This window comes from Pseudomonas sp. B19125 (genome assembly GCF_044218855.1).
GTDB lineage: Bacteria > Pseudomonadota > Gammaproteobacteria > Pseudomonadales > Pseudomonadaceae > Aquipseudomonas > Aquipseudomonas edaphica.
Window position 1 is genome coordinate 5,903,486 of record NZ_CP162589.1, and the last position, 20,155, is coordinate 5,923,640.

Here is a 20,155-nt window from a genome sequence, read left to right on the forward strand (position 1 = left end):
CGGAACTATTCGGCTTTCTGCTTATCCAGCGCGACTTGATACAGCACGTTCTTACGCAAGCCGGTAATTTCAGCCGCCAGGGCTGCCGCACGCTTCAGGGGCATTTCCTTAAGCAGCAGATCCAGGATGCGCATAGCCTCGCTGCCCACCGCGTCTTCATTTTCCGGTGCGGTCCAGCCGGCCACCAGCACCACGCACTCACCGCGCTGCTGGTTGCTGTCGCCCTCAACGAACGCACGCAGCTCTTCCAACGGCAAGCCTTTGAGGGTCTCGAAGGTCTTGGTCAGCTCCCGAGCCAACAGCGCCAGGCGTTCGCCGCCGAACACCAGCTCCATGTCCTGCAAGCACTCGAGAATGCGGTGCGGCGCCTCGTAAAAGATCAACGTACGCGGCTCTTCCTTTAACGCTTGCAGTCGCGCACGGCGCCCAACCGCCTTGGCGGGCAGGAAACCTTCGAAGATAAAACGGTCCGACGGCAACCCGGCGGCCGATAATGCCGCAATCAGCGCGCACGCTCCCGGAACTGGCACTACATTGATACCAGCGGCACGCGCCTGGCGAACCAGGTGATAGCCAGGGTCGGAAATCAACGGAGTACCGGCATCCGAGATCAATGCCACATCGTCACCCGCCAGCAAGCGCGTGATAAAACGGCTGCCTTCTTCGCGCTCGTTATGCTCATGGCACGCGGCTAATGGCGTGCTGATGCCAAAATGCTGCATCAAACGCTGGGAGTGCCGCGTGTCTTCCGCCGCGATCAATTTTACGTCACGCAACACTTTCAGCGCCCGAGCACTGATGTCGTCCAGGTTGCCAATGGGCGTCGCCACGACAAAAAGCGAGCCTGCAGTGGAATTCAAAGGACCTGGAGCAGTCAAAACGCACACCTCGATGGTAAGGAAAAGTCGCATTGTAGCGCGTAGGCGCCCCGATAATATGCCCTCGAGGTCGGCCATCGATGCCGGCTCGCAACATTTACACGACCTAAATCGATGGTTTCACGCCAGTAACATCGCGCCTGGGCCAGTGCTTGGGTACAATTCCACGCTAATTTGATCGGTATCAGGAACACTTACATGATCGCTTGCCTGCGGCTGCTCTCCGCCCTCTGCCTCGCTGCCTTACTGGCCGCGTGCGCCAGCTCGCCCTCGTCCAGCCTTGGCGACCTCCCCCGGACCCCGGATGCCAGTATCGAGCAACTGCTCGAACAGGCCACCAAGGCCAGTACGCCAGAAAAGGCCGCGATGCTGCGCCTGAGTGCGGCAGACCTGGCCTACCACCAGAACAACCCTGGCCGCTCGTCGCAGATTCTTGCGCAGGTGCCCCTGGATGTCCTGAAGCCGGCCGCACAAGTCTTTGCCAGCACCCTGGCCGCGGAACTGGCCATGGCGCGCAACCAACCCAAAGCGGCTCTGGCCGCCCTGAACCACCCCAGCCTGCAAAGCCTGAAGGAGCTGCCGACTGACCAGCAGATCCGTACCGGCACCGTGCATGCTCGCGCCTATGAAGCCGATGGCCAGACTATGGCTGCCGCGCGTGAGCGGGTGGCCATGGCCCCGTTGCTGACGGGTGATGCCGCCAAGAGCAACCACGAAGCCATCTGGGCGCTGGTCGCCGCGCTGCCTGCAGAGCAACTGCAAGCCAGCGGCAACCCGACCCTCGACGGCTGGATCACCCTGGCCCAGGCAATCAAAGGCGCCGGCACCCTGGAACAACAGCAAGCCGCCATTGATACCTGGCGCGCGCAGAACCCAGGCCACCCGGCGGCAGTCAACCTGCCGACCCCGCTGACCAAGCTCAAGGAGCTGGCCAGCCAGCCGTTGACCAAAATCGCGTTGCTGCTGCCGCAGGAAGGCCCTTTGGCGGCGGTCGGCAAGGCGCTGCGCGAAGGCTTCATGGCGGCGCACTTCCAGGCTGAACAAGCCGGGCAGAAGCCGCCGGTGATCGAGTTCTATGACAGCTCGCGCCTGACCTCCCTCGACGACTTCTACGCCAAGGCCCAGGCTGCCGGCGTGCAACTGGTAGTCGGCCCGCTGGAGAAACCACTGGTCAAGCAGCTCGCCTCCCGCGGGCAATTGCCGATCACCACCCTGGGCCTGAACTACAGCGAACTTAACGAAAACCCGCCGCAACTGTTCCAGTTCGGCCTGGCCGCTGAAGACGAAGCCCGCGAAGTCTCGCGTCGCGCCCGTGCCGACGGCCTGCACCGCGCCGCCGCCATGGTGCCGCGTGGCGAATGGGGTGAGCGTGTCTATAAAGCCTTCCGTCAGGACTGGGAAGCCAACGGCGGCACCGTGGTTGGCGTTGAGTACGTCGATCAGCCGGTGGCCCTCGCCCAGCAGATTGCTGACCTGTTCCAGCTGCGTAAAAGCGAAGGCCGCGCCAAGAGCCTGCAAAGCACCGTCGGCACCGACGTCGCCGCGCAACCTTCGCGTCGCCAGGACATCGAGTTCATCTTCCTGGCTGTGACGCCGCAACTGGCCCAGCAGATCAAACCGACACTTAACTTCCAGTACGCCGGTGATGTACCTGTGTATGCGACGTCCCACGTGTTCAGCGCCAGCGGCGACAAAAACCAGTACCTGGACATGACCAACGTGATGTTCTGCGAAACCCCGTGGCTGCTCAACACCACCGACCCGCTGCGCAACCAGGTTGCCGCGCAATGGCCACAGGCCAATGGCAGCCTTGGCCGCCTGTATGCGATGGGCGTGGACGCCTACCGCCTGGCACCGCGCCTGGGCCAACTCAAGGCATTGCCGGACACTCGCGTTGACGGCCTGTCGGGCAACCTGGGTATCGGCGCCTACCAGCGTGTTGACCGCCAGATGCCATGGGCGAAGTTCGTCGGCGGCGAGATTCAACGCCTGCCGGACACCCCGCGCTGATGCTCGAGCGGTCCAGCGCTCAAAGCGGCAAGGACGCCGAACTGCAAGCTCTGAACTATCTGCAACAACAGGGTCTGCGCCTTCTGGCGCAGAACTGGTTATGTAAACGCGGTGAGCTTGATCTGGTCATGCTTGACGGCGATACAGTAGTATTCGTCGAAGTCCGCTACAGAAAACACGCACAATGGGGTGGCGCGCTCGCCAGTATCGATGGGCGCAAGCGTCAGAAGCTGATACTCGCCGCGCAGTTTTTCCTGCAAAAAGAGCATCGCTGGGCTGACAGCCCCTGCCGTTTCGATGTGGTTGCCATGGAAAGCACACCGGCAGGCCCAGCTGATTTGAACTGGCTCAAGAATGCCTTCGACAGCTGATTGCCCGGATATCTTCACCACACACTTTTGCTCTTTGCTTTGCGGGCTGCACATTTCTGTGCCAAACAGCCGCGCTACTTAAGGTCACACAGATGGACATGCAATCCCGAATTCGCCAGCTTTTCCAGGCCAGCATCGACACCAAGCAACAGGCGATGGACGTACTTGCACCGCACATCGAGCAAGCCAGTCAGGTCATGGTCAATGCCTTGCTCAACGAGGGCAAAATGCTTTCGTGCGGCAACGGCGGTTCGGCCGGTGATGCCCAGCACTTTTCCTCCGAGCTGCTCAACCGCTTCGAGCGCGAGCGCCCGAGCCTGCCGGCCATCGCGCTGACCACCGACTCGTCGACGATCACTTCGATCGCCAACGACTACAGCTACAACGAAATCTTCTCCAAGCAGATACGCGCCCTGGGCCAACCCGGCGATGTGTTGCTGGCTATTTCCACCAGCGGCAACTCGGCGAACATTATTCAAGCGATCCAGGCCGCACATGACCGCGAAATGATTGTCGTAGCCTTGACCGGGCGCGACGGCGGCGGCATGGCCTCGCTGTTATTGCCTGAGGACGTGGAGATCCGTGTCCCGGCCAACGTCACTGCACGCATTCAAGAAGTCCACCTGCTGGCGATCCACTGCCTGTGCGATCTGATCGACAGCCAACTGTTCGGGAGTGAAGAATGACCGTTAACCGCCTCAGCCTTTTGGCCATTACGCTGTGCCTCGCCATCAGCGGCTGCAGCACGGCAATCACTGCGACACGTGACACACCCATTCAGGATGACCGGGGCACACGCACTTTTGGCAGCACCATCGACGACTCGCTGATCGAAACCAAGGTCAAGGTCAACGTCGCCAAGGCCGCTACCGACCTGGGCAACGGCGCCTCGCGCATTGTGGTCACCAGCTTCAACGGCGTGGTGCTGCTGGCCGGGCAGACGCCGCGAGCTGACCTCAAGGCCCAGGCCGAACAAGCCGCCTCGACGGTTCAGCGGGTCAAGAAGGTCCACAACGAGCTGCAGGTCATGGACCCGATCACCCTGCTGGCCATCAGCAACGATGCGCTGCTGACCACCAAGATCAAGGCGCAGATGCTCACTGACAGCGGTGTACCCGGCTCGCGCATCAAGATCGTCACCGATAATGGCATCGTCTACATGATGGGCCTGCTGACCCAGGCAGAAGCCACCCGTGCCGCCAACCTGGTACAGGGCGTGTCCGGCGTGCAGAAGATCGTGAAAGTGTTCGAATACATCGACTGATGTAAATCGCCAGCCACAAAAAAGGGCGCCGTGCATTGACTGCACGGCGCCCTTTTTATTGCCCAGGGTTTACTGGTATTGCTGGTACGGGTTGCCCTGGAACTGGTTGTTCTGCTGCGGCGCCTGTTGTTGCTGCTGTTGACCAGGCTGGCCGTATTGCTGGCCGGGGATCGGGCCGAGGTTAACTTCTACACGACGGTTCTGGGCACGGCCATTCACATCGGCGTTGCTGGCAATCGGGTTATCCGGGCCGGCACCGCGGGCGCTCAGGTTGGTCGGGCTGACGCCTTGAGAGGTCAGGTAGTTGGCCACGCTCTGGGCACGACGCTGGGACAGGTCCATGTTCAACTGGCGGCTGCCCGTGCTGTCGGTGTAGCCGACAATCTGGATGGTGTTCTGGTTGAACTGCTTGAGGGAGTTGGCCAGGTTGTTGAGCGGCTGGTAAAAACTGCTGGCGATGGCGTCGGAGTTGGTCGCGAAGGTAATGTTACCCGGCATGATCAACTTGATCTGGTCACCCTGGCGCTGCACTTCAACACCGGTGTTGGCCATGCTTTCGCGCAGTTTCTTTTCCTGCTGGTCGGCGTAGTAGCCATAACCGGCGGCGCCCAGGCCTGCAATAGCACCACCGATCAGTGCGCCCTTGCCACGGTTGTTATGGTCGATGGCAGCACCCGCCAGCGCACCGGCCAGAGCACCCAGGCCGCCGTATTTGGCGGTTTTGCTGATACCCCCTTCGGAACCGTTGCTGGCCTGTCCCTGGCTGCCGCCATAAGGATTAGGTGAAGCGCAGCCGGACAACAGGGCTACGGCGGTAGCGACAACAAGCAGACGACGCGGAGTGAACATGAAGGGAGCTCCTACTTTTGCATTCTGTGGTGCAGAGGACATTGGCAATCGACCTGTGCGGAGTTTGGAACGCGACAAACGGTAAAAATTCCGTGGCCACGTCCCGAGCCAGAACAAAATACTGGCCCCTATCACCGCCAGGGAAACCGTAGCAGACGCAGGCTGAACGCGACCTGCGTTTTTTGCTACTGCGGTGCTTGAGAGAGAACAGCCCCCGCCCAGGAATTATTTCCAGGCGTCCCCTCAAGCCCGCACAAACGGGTTCTCGCGCATCTCATCACCCAAACAGGTGTCCGGCCCATGCCCTGTCACCACGGTCGCGCCCTCATCCAGGGTGTACAACCGCTGCTTGATCGAGCGCACGATAGTCGCCTGGTCGCCACCCCACAGGTCGGTACGCCCCACGCCGCGCTTGAACAAGGTATCGCCGGCGATCAGCAGCTTGGCATCGGCAAACCAGAAGCTCATCGAACCCGGTGTGTGCCCCGGCGTATGCAGCGCCACCCCACAACCACACGCCAACTCCTCGTCGTCCTCCAGCCAGCGGTCCGGCGACGGCACCGGCGTGTAGGGCACACGAAACATCTGGCATTGCATTTCCAGGTTATCCCAAAGAAATTGGTCTTCTTTGTGCAAATGCAGCGTGGCGCCGGTCTTCTCTTTCAACTGGCCGGACGCCAGGAAGTGATCCAAGTGGGCGTGGGTGTGGATAATGCTCACCACCTTGAGGCCCAGCGCATCAAGGCGCGCAAGGATCAGCTCGTGATTGCCGCCCGGGTCGACCACAATGGCTTTTTTGCTGATCGGATCGCCAATGATGGTGCAGTTGCACTGCAAAGGGCCGACGGGGAAGGTTTCGCGGATCAGCACGGGTTTTTCGATATTCATGGGCGTTCCTGCAAGCTCTATGGCACATTCCAGGCGCAGTATGGTGGAGCTTGCTGCGGATTCGAAGGGCATCAGCTGCTAAGCTACTCCAGCGCCATGGAACCCGCACCGCAGCGTCGCATTTGGAGCAAGACGTATGGCCAATCCTCGGATCATCTGCGAACACTGCGATTGCGTGTACGAAAAGGTCACGCTCGCCAAACATCAAAAAGCCCTGTGCACCCGTTGCGCGGGCGTGTTGCAGCGCTACAACGGTTTGTCGGTGCAACAGCGCCTCGCGCTCACCGTTACCGCAGCCGTGTTGTGGACCTTTGCCAATTTCTATCCGGTGATGAGCATCAGCCTCAAAGGCTTGAAAAACAGCGCGACCCTGTGGGACTCGGTGGTCGCGCTGAGCCTGGGGCCGATCACTTTTATTGCGCTGGTCGCGGCGATCTCGATCATCATCGCGCCGGTGTTTCAGTTGCTCTTGCTGATGTGGGTGCTGAGTTTCGCCCTGGCCGGCAAGCGCTCGCCAGCGTTCAAACTGTGCATGCGCTGGCTGGAAGCGCTGAGGCCGTGGAGCATGCTCGAAGTCTGCCTGCTGGGCGCCATGGTTGCGGTGTTCAAGCTGGCCGGCATGCTCGACGTGATCCCCGGCACCGGCCTGTTCGCCCTCGCCGCCCTCGCCTTGCTGCTGATCCGCATCGCCGGGCGTGACGTACGCGACTTGTGGGACGCCGTATGAACTCACCACCGACCGCCCGTGAACTCAACCTGTGCCTGTGCCACACCTGCGGCCAGCCGTGCGACATGCGCGACGAACCCAGCGAGTGCGAGCGCTGCGGCGCGCCGCTGCATCGGCGCAAACTCCACTCGCTGACCCGCACCTGGGCCTACATGCTCACGGCACTGGCGTTTTATATCCCGGCGAATTTATTGCCGGTGATGAACACCACCCTGCTTGGTTCCGGCGCCGACAGCACCATCATGAGCGGCGTGCTGGAGTTCTGGCAGCATGGTGCCTGGGACATTGCCCTGATCATTTTCATTGCCAGCATTGCGGTGCCGGGTATCAAGTTTCTCTCGCTGACCCTGCTGCTGGTCACCGTGCAGCGCAACAGCCTGTGGGCGCGCAAGGAGCGCTCGAAGCTGTTTCGGTTTGTCGAGCTGATCGGCTACTGGTCCATGCTCGATGTGATTGTGGTCGCGCTGGTGGCCGCGCTGGTCAAGTTCCAGGCGCTGGGCACCATCGAGCCGCGCCTGGGCATTTTGTTTTTTGGTCTGGTGGTGGTGTTCACCATGCTCGCGGCGATGAGTTTCGACCCACGCCTGATCTGGGAAAACCCACACAACGAGGAGATCTCGGATGAGTTCACGCAACACTGACACCCCCGCCGGCTCACCGGCGATCAAGACGCGGCGTTTCAGCGTTTCGCTGGTGTGGATCGTGCCGATCGTGGCGGTGCTGGTGGGCATCTCGCTGGTGGTACACAGCGTGCTGCAACAGGGGCCTATCATCATCCTCAACTTCAAGACCGGCAACGGCCTGGTCGCCAATAAAACCGAAGTCAAATACCGCAACGTGGTGATCGGCCAAGTCTCGGATGTGGCCTTGAGCGATGACCAGAAAAGCGTCAACGCCACCATCAAGTTGGCCAAGCAGGCGGAAAGCTTCACCCGTGAAGACTCCAAGTTCTGGGTGGTGCGCCCGCGCATCGGTGCCGGTGGCGTGTCGGGCATCGATACCCTGCTGTCCGGTGACTATATCGGTGCCGATATCGGCCAATCCGATACCCGCGCCAAACAGTTCAAGGGCCTGGAAAACCCGCCACCCATCACCTATGGCGAGCCGGGCAAACGCTTCACGTTGCATACCCAGGGCCTGGGCTCCCTGGATATCGGCTCGCCGGTGTACTACCGCAAGATCCCGGTGGGCCAGGTGGTGGCCTACGAGCTGGATGACGATGGCAAGGGCGTGAAGATCGAGGTCTTTGTGCATGCGCCCAATGATGTGTACGTCACCGAAAACACGCGATTCTGGAATGCCAGCGGCATTGACCTGAGCGTCGGCGCCAATGGTTTCGCGCTGAAAACCGAGTCATTGTCATCGATGTTGGCCGGCGGCATCGCGTTCCAGGCACCGCCCTACAGCCCCAACGACAAACCGGCCAGCGAAGATCACCCCTATGAACTGTTCGACGACCAGCAAAGCGCCCTCGCCCCGCCCAACGGTCAAGGGCAATACATGGCGCTGCGTTTTGATCAGGCATTGCGTGGGCTCAAGGTCGGCGCGCCGGTGGAATTTCTTGGTGTCGAGTTCGGCAAAGTGGTGTCGATCAACCTGGACTTCGATGCCAAAAAACGCAGTTTCCCGATCAACGTCGGCATCGTGATTTACCCGCAATTGCTCGGCGAAGCCAACACCAAGCTGCTCAAGGCCACCAACCATGACCCTAACGATGAAGCAGGCGGCGTGCGCCTGATCGGCACCTTTATCGAAAACGGCCTGCGCGCTCAGGCCCGCAGCGGCAACCTGCTGACCGGCCAGCTGTACATCGCCCTGGATTTTTTCCCGAAAGCCGACAAAGTCACGTTTGACCCGAACCTGCGCCCGGTCAACATTCCGACCATCCCCGGCAATCTGGAACAGTTGCAGGAGAAACTCGAAGGCATCGTCAACAAGGTCAACCAACTGCCGATGGAGCGCATCGCCGGCAACCTCGACGGCAGCCTGGTTGAGCTGCGCAAAAGCCTTGCCCAGTTCAACGCCAAGACCCTGCCTGGCGTGCAGAGCACCCTGGGCGACGTGAGCAAGACCTTGCAGTCGGCCAACTCAACCCTGGCCGAAGACTCGCCGCAGCGTGAACAACTGACCCAGACCCTGGATGAACTGGCGCGCATGTCGCGCTCCTTGCGCGAACTGTCGGACTACCTGGGCCGGCATCCGGAATCGCTGATTCGCGGTCGCCCTGACAACGCCGCGCCAACAGACCTGCAAGGGCCGCCGCGCAAATGACCATTGGAGCCGCCATGACCTTTCCCTTGAAACTTACCCTGGTCGCCGCGCTGGTGCTGCTCGCGGCCTGTCGCAGTGAGCCGATTGCGTTCCACACTCTCACCCCGGTGCACTGGAATAACAGCACTCAGGCACAGGCCAGCGATATCCGCATTGAAAGCATCAGCGTGCCGCCCCAGGTCGACCGCGCACAAATCGTGATTCGCCAGGGCGACAGTGGCGTGGCGATCCTCGAAACCCAATGGTGGGCCGCAACCCTGGCCGATGAGCTGAAAAGCGCGCTGGTGGATCAATTGGCCAACAGTCACGCCCCTCAGCCCCTGTCGTTGCGCGTTGAAGTGCAGCGATTCGACTCGGTGCCGGGCCAATACGCGCTGCTCGATGTGCGCTGGCGCCTGCGGTCCACAAGCGAGGGAGATGCCGCACCGCTGACTTGCCGCACCACCTTGCAGACACCCGCAGGCCCGAGCATTGATGACTTGGTGGTGGCGCATCAGAACAACCTCAAGCGCTTCGCGGCCTTGGTCAGCAAAACCGCCGACACGTCGCTGAAAGCCTGCCCGACTGCGCCGTAGCGAGACAGTCAGACCAGTGTGGGAGCTGGCTTGCCTGCGATAGCATCACCTAAGTTTGACTGATAGACCGAGGTGCCTGCATCGCAGGCAAGCCAGCTCCCACATAAGCCAGCTCCCACACACACCAGCTTCTACAGGAAAGCTGGCCCATTATCAGGCCAGCAGCCCCATCGACTTGGCACGGGCCACCGCTTGAGTCCGGCGCTCTACACCCAGCTTACTGTTGATATGGCTGGCGTGGGTTTTCACCGTGTGCAGGGAGATAAACAACTGATTGCTGATTTCCTGGTTCGAACACCCCTGGGCGATCAGTTGCAGCACCGCCAGTTCGCGGACGCTGAGGGTTTCCTGGCCGGACGGTACTTGGGCGTCAGCTACAACCGGTAACAGCGCCAACAAACTCTGGTTCAGCAAGCCATGAGCCTCCCGGCCAAGCTGCTCACGCATCCAGTCCGGATAACTCTCCAGCAGCCGCTGAAAGGGTTGCAACGCCCCACCGGCGCCCGCCTCAAGGGCGCGGGCCAATACTTGCCGGGCCTGGTCTTGCTGCCCACACTCCAGCAGCAACTGCACCTGCTGGGTCAGGGCCATTAGGGCAATCATTTGCCGCCCACTGTTATGCGCTTGCTGAGCCAGCTCCTCGAGGCGCTGCAACGCGGCGGCCGGCTGATGACGGGTGGCGTCCAGCGCAGCCTGTTGCAGCTCGATATGTTGTGGCAAGTGCGGGTGAAATTCCGGCGCTGCTGCTGCGTGTTCACCGTTGTAGGTTTGCCCCAGCCGGGTCAACCAGGCATCTGCCAAGTCAGTGCGGCCTTGAGCCAGCCACAGCTCGCATTTGATCAGGGTGATCATCGCCAGGTAGTAGATCGGCGGCACATCCCAGATGTGCATCAAGCGCTCAGCTTCGGCAAGCTCGGCAAACGCTGTGGGAAAGTCCCCACGGCGCCCTTCAAAGCTGGCAATTACACAATGCCCGATCAGCACGCTGATATCCCGGCAGGCGCGGGCTTCGTTCAGACCCGCGCGTAAACGGACAAGGCCGGCCTCGGGCTGATAGCGCACCAGCAGCAGATAGCCCTCGTACAGCGACAACCGCGCGCGCACCGCGTACAGCCGCTGCGGCGCCAAGCCATGCAGACGTTGCAGCCCCTGGCGCACTTCGTCCAGGGAACGCAGGATTTCGCCCCGCGCCTGCAACACCCGCGCGCGATCGTAATGGGCCAACGCCTCGAACAGCGGGTTACCGACGCGCTGCGCCAGCTCCAGGGATTCGCGATTCAGGCCACGGGCACGCCACAGGTCGGCATCGACGATTGCCAGGTTTGAGAGGGTCGACAGGCACATCAGGCGCTGGCCGTAACGTTTTTGGGGCAAGCTTTCCAACGCCTCGCTGCAGTAGCGCAGGGTCGACTCACGATCGCCTCGGCCTCGAGCGATAATCCCGCTCAGCGCCAGCCACTGTGCCAGCATCGACTTTTGCGCAGTGGCCGACGGTGCCGGCAGGAAGCGGCTGAGGTAGCCGGACAGTTCTTCGGCCGCATCCAGTTGGCAGGCCAGCCCCAATGCCCAGCTGTAGAGCACGATCAAACGCGGCGTGCTGATCAGCAGGCTGTCGGGCAAGTCCATCTTCCAGCGCAGCAGCATGCCGACGTTCTGTTCGGCCAGCAGTTGCTCCTCCGACAGGTTCTGCACCAGGTTCGCCGCCACATCCAGGTGGCCGGCGCGCAACGCCTGTTCCACCGCTTCATCGATCAAGCCCTGGGTGTTGAACCAGCGGCAGGCACGCAGGTGCAGGCTGGCAATCGGCACGGTGGCACTGCTGGCACGGCGGGTACGCAGCAGGTCGGAAAACAGATGGTGGTAGCGATACCAGTGGCCCTGCTCATCGAGCGGCACCAGAAACACTTGATGGGCCTGCAAATAACCGAGGATGTGCGCGCTGTCGTGGGCTTCGCGCACGGCGTCGCACAGCTCACTGCAAAAACGATCCTGAGGCGCAGTGTCGTAGAGGAAGGCTTGAACTTCTGCTGGCAGGCAATCAATGACTTCTTCGAGCAAGTAGTCGCGGATCAGCCCTTCGCCACCGTGCAAATGTTGCGGCAACGCGGCTTCATTGCCAGCTTCGGAGAGGGCCAGCAGCCAGAAGCGCAGGCCAGCCACCCAGCCCTCGCTGCGACGAATCAGGTTGTCGAGGGCTTCGCCGCGCAACGAGCTGCTGTGCCTATCGAGTACGGCCAGCGATTCGTCGTGGGTCAGGCGCAGGTCTTGTTCGTGCAGCTCCAGCAGGTGGCGCGAGAGTCGCAGCCGCGCCAAGTGCCAGTCCGGGCGCTGGCGGCTGGTGACCAAAACCAGCAGCCCATCGGGTAAATGATTGAGGAAAAATTGCAGGCAGCGATCCAGCACCGGGCCTTGGGCCAGATGGTAGTCATCCAGCACCAGCAGCAAGGGCGCATGTGTGGACAGGTGCAACGTCAGCTCGTCGAGCAAGCCGTCGAGCCATTCTTCAAAGGCAAAGGGTTGGTGACGCTGACGCATTTTCAGCAGGCCCAGGGATTGGGCGCCGAGTTGTGGGAAGTATTGCTGCAAGCCGTCGAGCAAGCGCTCAAGGAAGCGGCCGGGGTCGTTATCCCGTGGGCTCAGGCCCAGCCACAGGCTTTGCCAATGCGCCGGCAGACTCTGACAAAACTCCACCGCCAACGAACTCTTGCCGAACCCGGCCGGGGCGCTCACCAGCAACAGTCGTCCCGCAAGGCCAGCACTCAGGCGTTCGCACAGGCGAGGGCGCAGCACATAGCCGTCAGGCAGCGGTGGCCTGTAGAAACGCGCTTCCAGGGTCGGAATCACCGCGCTCGCAGGCCCTTGGATTCGGGACAGATCAGTCATCGCCGGGCTCTTGTAGAAGGCTGTTGTCGGCATTGCAGATGTCCGCAGACTAGCGGTAAAAGCGGCGGGTTTGTAGATCTTTGCGGCATTTGCCTGAAAAAGAACTGCGACAAAAAATATCCCCACATAAAAAAGCCCCGAACCAGTCGGGGCTTCACACTGAGGGTGCGGCCTCAGTTAAAGCAGCTTAGCGAACCCCATCCTGGCGCAAGGCCGCCGGGGAGAAGTCTGCGGTGGAAGCGGTGAAACCGAAGTCATAGGCCTGCTTCTCTTCGTTCTTCATGCCCAGGGCCAGGTAGCGGCCGGACTGCAGGTCGTAGAGGGTTTCGATGGCGTACCACGGCACTTGCTTGTCGTAGTAGTTCTCGGCATGGGCTTCGGCGACGCGCCACAGTTGGCCACGACCGTCATAGTGGTCGATGACCGCCGCTTGCCAGGTGTCTTCGTCGATGAAGAAATCACGCTTGGCATAGATGTGGCGCTGGCCTTCCTTCAGGGTCGCAACCACGTGCCAGACGCGGCGCAGCTCGTAGCGAGCCAGGTCCTGGTTGATATGGCCGGCCTTGATGATGTCGGCGTACTTGAGCTTCGGATCGTCGATCTTGTAGCTGTTGGAGGCAATGTAGATTTCTTTCTTGCCTTCGAGCTTCCAGTCGTAGCGATCCGGGGCACCGTTGTACATGTCGAGGTTGTCGGAGGTACGCAGGCCATCGGCGGCGGTACCTGGCCCGTCATAGGACACTTGCGGCGCCCGGCGCACACGGCGCTGGCCGGCGTTGTAGACCCACGCCGAACGCGGCTCTTTAACCTGGTCCAGGGTTTCGTGCACCAGCAGTACACCACCGGCCAGACGCGCCGGTGCAGTCACTTGCTGCTTGAAGTAGAACAGCACGTTGCCCGGGTTTTTCGGGTCGTAGTCCTTCATCTTGTCGCGGAACACGAACTGATCGCGGAAGTACACCAGGCTGAACGAGCCATTGGTTTGCGGCGTGGCCTGGGTTACCAGGCGGGTCACGCTGCCACCGCGATAGCGGGTGATGTGGTTCCAGATGACTTCCACGCCGCTCTTGGGAATCGGGAACGGAATCGCAGTTTCGAAGTTTTCCAGGCCGTTGCCGCCGGACACCAGGTTGGTGCTGGTGGCGTTCTTCTTGATCGAGGCAAACACATCGGCCGGCACGGTAGCGCCGCGATGGGTCGGGTAGACCGGCATCTTGAAAGTGTCCGGATAGCGCTTGAACATCGCGTACTGCCCCGGCGCCAGCTTGTCTTTGTACTGCTCGACGTTCTGCGCGGTGATGGTGAACTGCGGCTGTTCGCTGGCATACGGGTTGGCCAGGAAGCCACGGGCATCCACGGCGCCGGCGTTGGTAGGCAGCGGCGACCATTTAGGAATGGTGCCGGCCGCGTTACCGGCCATTTCAGCGCCCATCGGCGTCAGGGTCGTGCCCAACTTGGCGGCTTCATCCGCCGAGACTGCCGCCATGACGTTGCTCGCCAGGATCGACAGCCCAAGCACACCCACGTGCAACAGACTTTTAGTTATTTTCATGTTCTGGTTCTTCCTGAAAACAGACTGCTTAAAGAGGTTGTGCTTAGAAGTTCACGCCGGCGCTCAGCGCGATGAAGTCACGGTCATCCACGGTGGTGAACTTGCCACCAAAGAAGTTGGTGTAGTTGAGGCTGACGGTGTAGGTGTTCTGGTACTCGGCATCCACACCCAGGCTGACGGCCTTGCGACCTTCTTCAAAGTTGCCGCCAGGGCCAGGCGAATAACCTTTGACGTCATGGGACCAGGCGACGTTGGGCTTGAGGTTCACACCGGCAAACACATCCGGGTATTCCCAAATGGCCCGGGCGCGATAACCCCAGGACGTGGCGGTGGTGTAGCCGTCGTTGTTGCAATTGGTGTTCAGGCCGGACGCATTGGGCAGGCCTGCGCCGTTGGCTGTCGAATTGTTAAGCGCATTGCAGAAGCCGCCCGGCAGCGTGCCAGGGCCGAAGACCGGATCACGGCCATAACGTGCCTGGTTTTTGCTCTCCAGGCCGCCCACATGGGTCACGCCGATTTCGCCCACGGTTGTCAGGCGAGAAGCGCCCATGACCTGGTCGAAGAAGTGCGTGAAGGTGGTCTGGAACTGGGTCACTTCCTTACGGTTATAGCCGTGCAGGTCCTGGCCCGGTGTGCCCTTGAGCACCGATGCATTGCCAAAGCCCGGAATCGGCGTGACGCCCGCGTACAGGATATCGGTGGTGCTCAGTTGCACCGGCGCGTTTGGCCGGTAGCTCAATTCACCACTCCAGGCGGTGCCGGTAGGCAGCGTGGTGGAGAAGCTCAAGCCGTAGAGGCGGATATCTTCCGGGTACTCGACGAAGTACTGGGAGCTGCCTGCCACGATCAACGGACGCAAAGCCGCCAGCGGCCCCAGCGGACGGGTGTAGGCCGAGTTTGGCGCACCGGTGGCGCTGAAGATCGGCGCACGGCTGTGGTAGTTCATGAAGTACGCACCGAACTCCGTGTCCAGCGGCTCGAAGTTGTAGTGCATGGCCACGCCGAACTGGCCGCTGTCGCGTGCATCACGGTCACCGCCGCGACGTACCAGCACCCCTTCGTTGTTCACGTCCACGCCCAGGGCGTTAAGGGTGGGCAAGGCCGCGCCAGGGATGGTGGAGCGCTTGTTCAGCACCCGCAGGTTATTGCTGCAACCATCCGAGATGACGTCCGGCTGGGAGAAGAATGTGCCGCAGTTATCGGTGACGGTCTGGTCCCACTCCAGCTGATAAAACGCTTCGGCCGAGAGGTTATCGGTCAGCGTCTGCGAGACGTAGAACATGTTGACCGGAATCAAGCCTTCCTTGATCTCGGCGCCCGGACGACGGAACGCAGACACGTCGATCGGGTTAATGGAGTTGATACCGCCACCAATGAAGGTGCTTTCACCCCAGCTCACCACCTGCTTGCCAAACCGCACGTTACCCGGCTGATCGGCGATGGTGTAGTTGTGGTAGATGAAGGCATCGAGGATCTGCCCACCGGAAGACTTGGCGCCCTCTTTGCGGTTGTTGTTGCTGACGTTCTTGAAGTCCAGGTCTTCGTTTTGCAGCGCGAAGTCATACCAGTACTTGCCACGCACAAAGATGCCGGTGTCGCCATATTTCAACTCAAGGTCATGGATACCCTTGAAGATCTTCGAGAAGGAATCGCCCTTGTCGAAGTTCAAGTGGCCGTCATCGGAGGTCTGCGACAACCCCCTGCCACCGTTGTTGGCACCGATCAGGTCTTTATTGCGACCGGCAGTCGACCAGCTCGCCCCCACCGACAGGGATGAGTCGAAGCTGCCTTCGATTTCACCGATGTTGAAACTGACGCCGAATGCGGGCCCGGCGAGCGTAGAAGCGAGACTGACGGCCAGGGGCAGTCTTGCCCGGCGCCAGAACTGGTTTACTGAGGTCATCGACGCTACTCCATGTGCATTATTGTTATGGCAGTGAGTTCTTTCTTCTGGATGCATGTAACGGCCGGAATACAACGATCCCAATGCCGAACGGCAACCGGGCCCCCATGGCCCGCAGCGCAACATCCGTGAAAAACTCTGAATGGGACTATAGCCAGCAGGGGGTAGCGCTTGATCCCTCTAAAGTGTGATTTGCATCACCAACCTGTCTGCCACAACCCTTTCGCCACGCCGACGAAGGCCGGCGCGGGAAGGATGGCTGAAAATTCTGAAATCACAAGTGAAGCCGCGAGTTAGAGCATTGCCGCGCCCGAACGGGCGCGGCGAAGGGGGTCAGAGCGTGGACAGGAACGTACTGTTGTTAGCCTGCCACTCGATGATGTCAACGCGGATACGTTTTTTGTCGAGTTTGCCGACACTGGTCTTGGGAATTTCAGTAACAACGGCGATCTGGCTTGGAATCGCCCACTTGCTCAAGTGCCCCAACTCCACGAACGGCTTGAGGTGCTCCTTAAGCTCTCGAGCACCTATCACATGGCCATCACGCACCACCAGCAACGCAAACGGGCGCTCGCCCCATTGCGGGTCGGCGATGCCCACCACCGCTACTTCGCGTACCGCCGGGTGACGGCTGACCAGATCTTCGAGGGCCAATGACGAAATCCACTCGCCGCCGGTCTTGATCACGTCCTTGATGCGGTCGCGAATATCGATCACGCCAAACGCGTCCAGGGTGGCCACGTCACCGGTGTGCATCCAGCCGCCTTCCCACAGTTCGGCGCCCTTTTGCGGCTCATTGAAATAACCTTCACTGAGCCACGGCGCACGCAGCACCAGTTCACCCTGGGACTCGCCGTCGGCGGGCAAAAAGTTGCCGTCGCCGTCGATAATTGCCGCTTCCACCAACGGCCCGGGCACGCCGGCCTTGATGCGGTAGGTGGTGCGCTCGTCTTCGGTGCCGGCCATCAACTCTTCGTTGAGATGGGCGCAGGACACCAGCGGCCCGGTTTCGGACATGCCATACGCGGCCGTCAGCTGAATGCCCCGCGCCTTGGACGCTTCATACAACGTGCGGTTGAGCGCGCTGCCGCCGATGACGATTTTCCAGCCGCCAAAATCCACGTTTTGGGCGGCCTTGGCGTTGAGCACCATTTGCAGGATGGTCGGCACACAGTGGGAGAAGGTGACCTTTTCTTTGCGCCACAGCTCCACCAGGTATTCCGGGTCGTAACGGCCGGGGTAGACCTGCTTCAAACCGAGCATGGTTGCCACATACGGCAAGCCCCAGGCGTGAACGTGGAACATCGGTGTGATCGGCATGTACACGTCGTTGGTGCCCAGCAGGCGCACGCTGTCGACACTGCCCATGATGGTCGCCACGCCCATGGTGTGCAGCACCAACTGGCGATGGGTGAAGTACACACCCTTGGGGTTGCCGGTGGTGCCAGTGGTGTAGAAGGTGGTGGCGACGGAATTTTCGTCGAAGTCCTGGAAGTCGTACTTGGGGCTGGCGGCCGCCAGCAGGGTTTCGTATTCGCCGACCAGGTTCGGCAACTCGGCAGTCTTGGCGTCAGCGTCGGTGAGCAGCAAGGTCTTGTCGACGGTGGTCAGGTGCCCGGCAATCGCCTGGTAGAGCCCCACGAACTCGCTGTTGACCAGCACAAAGCGGTCCTCGGCGTGATTCATGGTGTAGAGAATCTGTTCCGGCGACAGGCGCACGTTGATGGTGTGGATCACCGCGCCGATCATCGGGATGGCGAACATGCACTCCAGGTAACGGTGGCTGTCCCAGTCCATCACTGCCACGGTGTCACCGGCCTTGACCCCGGCTTGGGTCAGCACATTGGCCAGGCGCGCGACCCGCTCGATCAGGGTTGGGTAGGTGTAACGCAGCTTGTCGCGGTAGATGATTTCCCGGGTCTTCTCGTAACGCGCCCCGGACATCAACAGGCGTTTGATCAACAACGGGTATTGGTAAGCGCCTTCGGCGGGCGGGATAACACGGGTCTGCAACATACGAATCCCTTATCTGACTGCACGGTCTTGGCTAAGACCTGCACTGTAGAGCGCTAATGTTTCAGCCAAATCAGCCAAAGGAATGATTTGCAGCGGCCAATGAATGCTAGCTTTGCGCCACTACTGGAGCCTTATAGCGATTCCCTGTGGGAGCTGGCTTGCCTGCGATAGCGTCGCCTCGGTGCAACTGATACACCGAGGCGCCTGCATCGCGGGCAAGCCCGGCTCCCACAGTGGCCGTGTGTTACCCGTGTGGCTTTATTTCATGCTGGTAAACGCCAACTTCACACCAATGGCAATCAGCACCGCGCCCATGGTCCGATCAAACCAATGCCCCATCCGCGCAAACCCGGCGCGCACGCGCTGCTGGCTGAACAGCATGGCCACCAGGCAGAACCACAACGCCGTCGCCACTGCCAGGTACACGCCATAACCGGCCTGGATCGCCAGTGGCGTGTGCGGGTTGATCACCACCGTGAACAGCGACAGGAAGAACAGCGTGGCCTTCGGGTTCAAACCATTGGTGACAAACCCTGCGGTAAACGCCCCGCGTGGGGTGCGCTCGCCGACTTCACGGTGCAACTCGCCCTCGGCGGGCGGCTTGGCCGGCTGCGCGCGCAAAGCCTTGAAGCCGATGTACAGCAGGTACGCAGCGGCGGCCCACTTCAGCGCGTTGAACAGCACAATGGACTGCGACACGATCAAGCCGATGCCGAGCAGCGAGTACCCCACGTGCAGGAAAATCGCCGAACCCACGCCCAATGCGGTCCAGGTGCCGGCGCGACGGCCATGGGTAACACTTTCACGCACCACCACGGCGAAATCCGGGCCGGGGCTGGCCACTGCCAACAAGTGAATCAGGGCTACGGTCAAAAACTCGGCGACGTACATGCTCACTCCATTAAGTAACTGATTATTTCATCTGATAGGCTCGGCAGATTACGCCTTCGAACCTCGTCGCAAAAGGTACAGTTGAGAATGAACAATCGCCGCGCCGTCTTCCTTGATCACCCGTCCCTGGACCTGGGCGACCTCGACCTCAGCGAGCTGCGCAACAGCTTCAGTGATTTGCAGCTGTTCACCGACACCACGCCACAGAATGTGCTTGAACGCGTGCAAGGCGCCCAGGTGGTGATCAGTAACAAGATCCCCCTCAACGCGCAAACCCTGGCGGCCTGCCCTGAGCTCAAGCTGATCCTGGTGTCGGCCACCGGCACCAACAACATCGACCTCGACGCCGCCCGCGCGCACGGCATCACCGTGAGTAATTGCCACGGCTACGGCACGCCATCGGTGGCGCAACACACGATCATGCTGCTGCTCAACCTGGCGACGCGTCTGAAGGACTATCAACAGGATGTAGCGGCAGGCAAATGGCAACAGGCCAAGCAGTTCTGCCTGCTGGACTACCCGATTGTCGAGCTGGAAGGCAAAACCCTCGGCCTGCTCGGCCATGGTGAACTGGGCGGCGCGGTGGCACGCCTGGCCGAAGCTTTTGGCATGCGCGTGGTGCTCGGCGCCATTCCCGGGCGCCCTGCCCGCGCCGACCGCGTGCCGCTGGATGAGCTGCTCGCACAGGTCGACGCGCTGACCTTGCACTGCCCGCTCAATGAACATACTCGCGACTTTATCGGCACCCGTGAACTGGCACTGCTCAAGCCGGGCGCGTTTATCGTCAACACCGCGCGTGGTGGTTTGATCAACGAGCAGGCGCTGGCAGATGCCTTGCGCAGCGGCCATTTGGGCGGCGCGGCCACCGACGTGCTGAGCGTGGAACCACCCGTGAATGGCAACCCGTTGCTGGCCGGCGACATTCCCCGCTTGATCGTCACCCCGCACAACGCCTGGGGCAGTCGCGAAGCGCGCCAGCGTATCGTCGGCCAACTGGCCGAAAACGCCCGAGGCTTTTTCAGCGGTGCCCCGCTGCGCGTCGTCAGTTGATAAACTGCGCCCCTTTTCAAGGAGCAG

The 20,155-nt window shown here is 61.0% G+C and carries 17 protein-coding genes; 9 read left to right on the plus strand and 8 right to left on the minus strand.

The window, feature by feature from the left end:
• Positions 1-5 precede the first annotated feature (5 nt).
• Positions 6-911 (minus strand): 16S rRNA (cytidine(1402)-2'-O)-methyltransferase, encoded by a 906-nt coding sequence (gene rsmI, locus AB4P96_RS26965; RefSeq protein ID WP_017138193.1) that lies wholly within the window; start codon positions 909-911, stop codon positions 6-8.
• A gap of 165 nt (positions 912-1,076) precedes the next feature.
• Here rsmI and AB4P96_RS26970 point away from each other — a divergent pair, with 165 nt between their 5' ends.
• The 4 genes from AB4P96_RS26970 (at position 1,077) to AB4P96_RS26985 (ending at position 4,523) form a co-directional block, all read left to right on the plus strand.
• Positions 1,077-2,888, plus strand: a complete 1,812-nt coding sequence (locus AB4P96_RS26970) for a penicillin-binding protein activator (protein WP_017138194.1) — start codon at positions 1,077-1,079, stop codon at positions 2,886-2,888.
• A complete protein-coding gene (locus tag AB4P96_RS26975) occupies positions 2,888-3,259 on the plus strand; it encodes a YraN family protein (RefSeq protein WP_017138195.1) in 372 nt (123 codons plus the stop codon). Before AB4P96_RS26970 ends, AB4P96_RS26975 begins: the two co-directional genes overlap by 1 nt.
• Before the next feature lie 92 nt (positions 3,260-3,351).
• A complete protein-coding gene (locus AB4P96_RS26980; protein WP_007904374.1) occupies positions 3,352-3,945 on the plus strand; it encodes a phosphoheptose isomerase in 594 nt (197 codons plus the stop codon).
• Positions 3,942-4,523 carry a BON domain-containing protein gene (locus tag AB4P96_RS26985; protein WP_017138196.1) on the plus strand — a complete coding sequence of 194 codons (582 nt, stop codon included), beginning with the start codon at positions 3,942-3,944 and terminating at the stop codon, positions 4,521-4,523. The genes AB4P96_RS26980 and AB4P96_RS26985 overlap by 4 nt, the downstream gene beginning before the upstream one ends.
• A 69-nt stretch (positions 4,524-4,592) precedes the next feature.
• Here the strand turns inward: AB4P96_RS26985 and AB4P96_RS26990 are convergent, their stop codons facing one another.
• Both AB4P96_RS26990 and AB4P96_RS26995 read right to left on the minus strand, forming a co-directional pair.
• Positions 4,593-5,372 carry an OmpA family protein gene (locus tag AB4P96_RS26990; RefSeq protein ID WP_017138197.1) on the minus strand — a complete coding sequence of 260 codons (780 nt, stop codon included), beginning with the start codon at positions 5,370-5,372 and terminating at the stop codon, positions 4,593-4,595.
• 243 nt (positions 5,373-5,615) lie between these two features.
• Positions 5,616-6,260, minus strand: a complete 645-nt coding sequence (locus tag AB4P96_RS26995; RefSeq protein ID WP_017138198.1) for an MBL fold metallo-hydrolase — start codon at positions 6,258-6,260, stop codon at positions 5,616-5,618.
• A gap of 136 nt (positions 6,261-6,396) precedes the next feature.
• Between AB4P96_RS26995 and AB4P96_RS27000 the strand changes: the two genes are divergently transcribed.
• The 4 genes from AB4P96_RS27000 to AB4P96_RS27015 are packed head-to-tail and all read left to right on the plus strand — an operon-like array spanning position 6,397 to position 9,833.
• Positions 6,397-6,987, plus strand: coding sequence for a paraquat-inducible protein A (locus AB4P96_RS27000; RefSeq protein ID WP_017138199.1), 591 nt, complete (start codon positions 6,397-6,399; stop codon positions 6,985-6,987).
• On the plus strand, positions 6,984-7,628 hold the full coding sequence (locus AB4P96_RS27005) for a paraquat-inducible protein A (RefSeq protein ID WP_017138200.1): 645 nt from the start codon (positions 6,984-6,986) through the stop codon (positions 7,626-7,628). Before AB4P96_RS27000 ends, AB4P96_RS27005 begins: the two co-directional genes overlap by 4 nt.
• Positions 7,609-9,258: an intermembrane transport protein PqiB gene (locus AB4P96_RS27010; protein ID WP_395600307.1), complete on the plus strand. Its 1,650-nt coding sequence runs from the start codon at positions 7,609-7,611 to the stop codon at positions 9,256-9,258. The genes AB4P96_RS27005 and AB4P96_RS27010 overlap by 20 nt, the downstream gene beginning before the upstream one ends.
• 14 nt (positions 9,259-9,272) lie before the next feature.
• Complete coding sequence (locus AB4P96_RS27015) at positions 9,273-9,833, plus strand: membrane integrity-associated transporter subunit PqiC (protein WP_395600308.1); 561 nt, start codon at positions 9,273-9,275, stop codon at positions 9,831-9,833.
• A gap of 153 nt (positions 9,834-9,986) precedes the next feature.
• Here AB4P96_RS27015 and AB4P96_RS27020 read toward each other — a convergent pair whose 3' ends face one another.
• From AB4P96_RS27020 to AB4P96_RS27040, 5 genes are all read right to left on the minus strand, one after another.
• Entirely contained in the window at positions 9,987-12,716 is a 2,730-nt protein-coding gene (locus AB4P96_RS27020; protein WP_017138203.1) for a LuxR C-terminal-related transcriptional regulator, read from the minus strand.
• Positions 12,717-12,903: 187 nt separating this feature from the next.
• Entirely contained in the window at positions 12,904-14,268 is a 1,365-nt protein-coding gene (locus AB4P96_RS27025; RefSeq protein ID WP_017138204.1) for a DUF1329 domain-containing protein, read from the minus strand.
• A 43-nt stretch (positions 14,269-14,311) separates the two neighbouring features.
• Positions 14,312-16,171 carry a DUF1302 domain-containing protein gene (locus AB4P96_RS27030; RefSeq protein ID WP_017138205.1) on the minus strand — a complete coding sequence of 620 codons (1,860 nt, stop codon included), beginning with the start codon at positions 16,169-16,171 and terminating at the stop codon, positions 14,312-14,314.
• Between the two features lie 333 nt (positions 16,172-16,504).
• Positions 16,505-18,187, minus strand: a complete 1,683-nt coding sequence (locus AB4P96_RS27035) for a fatty acid--CoA ligase (protein WP_017138206.1) — start codon at positions 18,185-18,187, stop codon at positions 16,505-16,507.
• A gap of 258 nt (positions 18,188-18,445) precedes the next feature.
• Complete coding sequence (locus AB4P96_RS27040; RefSeq protein ID WP_056859000.1) at positions 18,446-19,078, minus strand: LysE family translocator; 633 nt, start codon at positions 19,076-19,078, stop codon at positions 18,446-18,448.
• A gap of 87 nt (positions 19,079-19,165) precedes the next feature.
• On the opposite strand from AB4P96_RS27040, the gene AB4P96_RS27045 reads away from it, so the two are divergent.
• Positions 19,166-20,128, plus strand: a complete 963-nt coding sequence (locus tag AB4P96_RS27045; RefSeq protein ID WP_395600309.1) for a 2-hydroxyacid dehydrogenase — start codon at positions 19,166-19,168, stop codon at positions 20,126-20,128.
• The last annotated feature ends 27 nt before the right edge of the window (positions 20,129-20,155 follow it).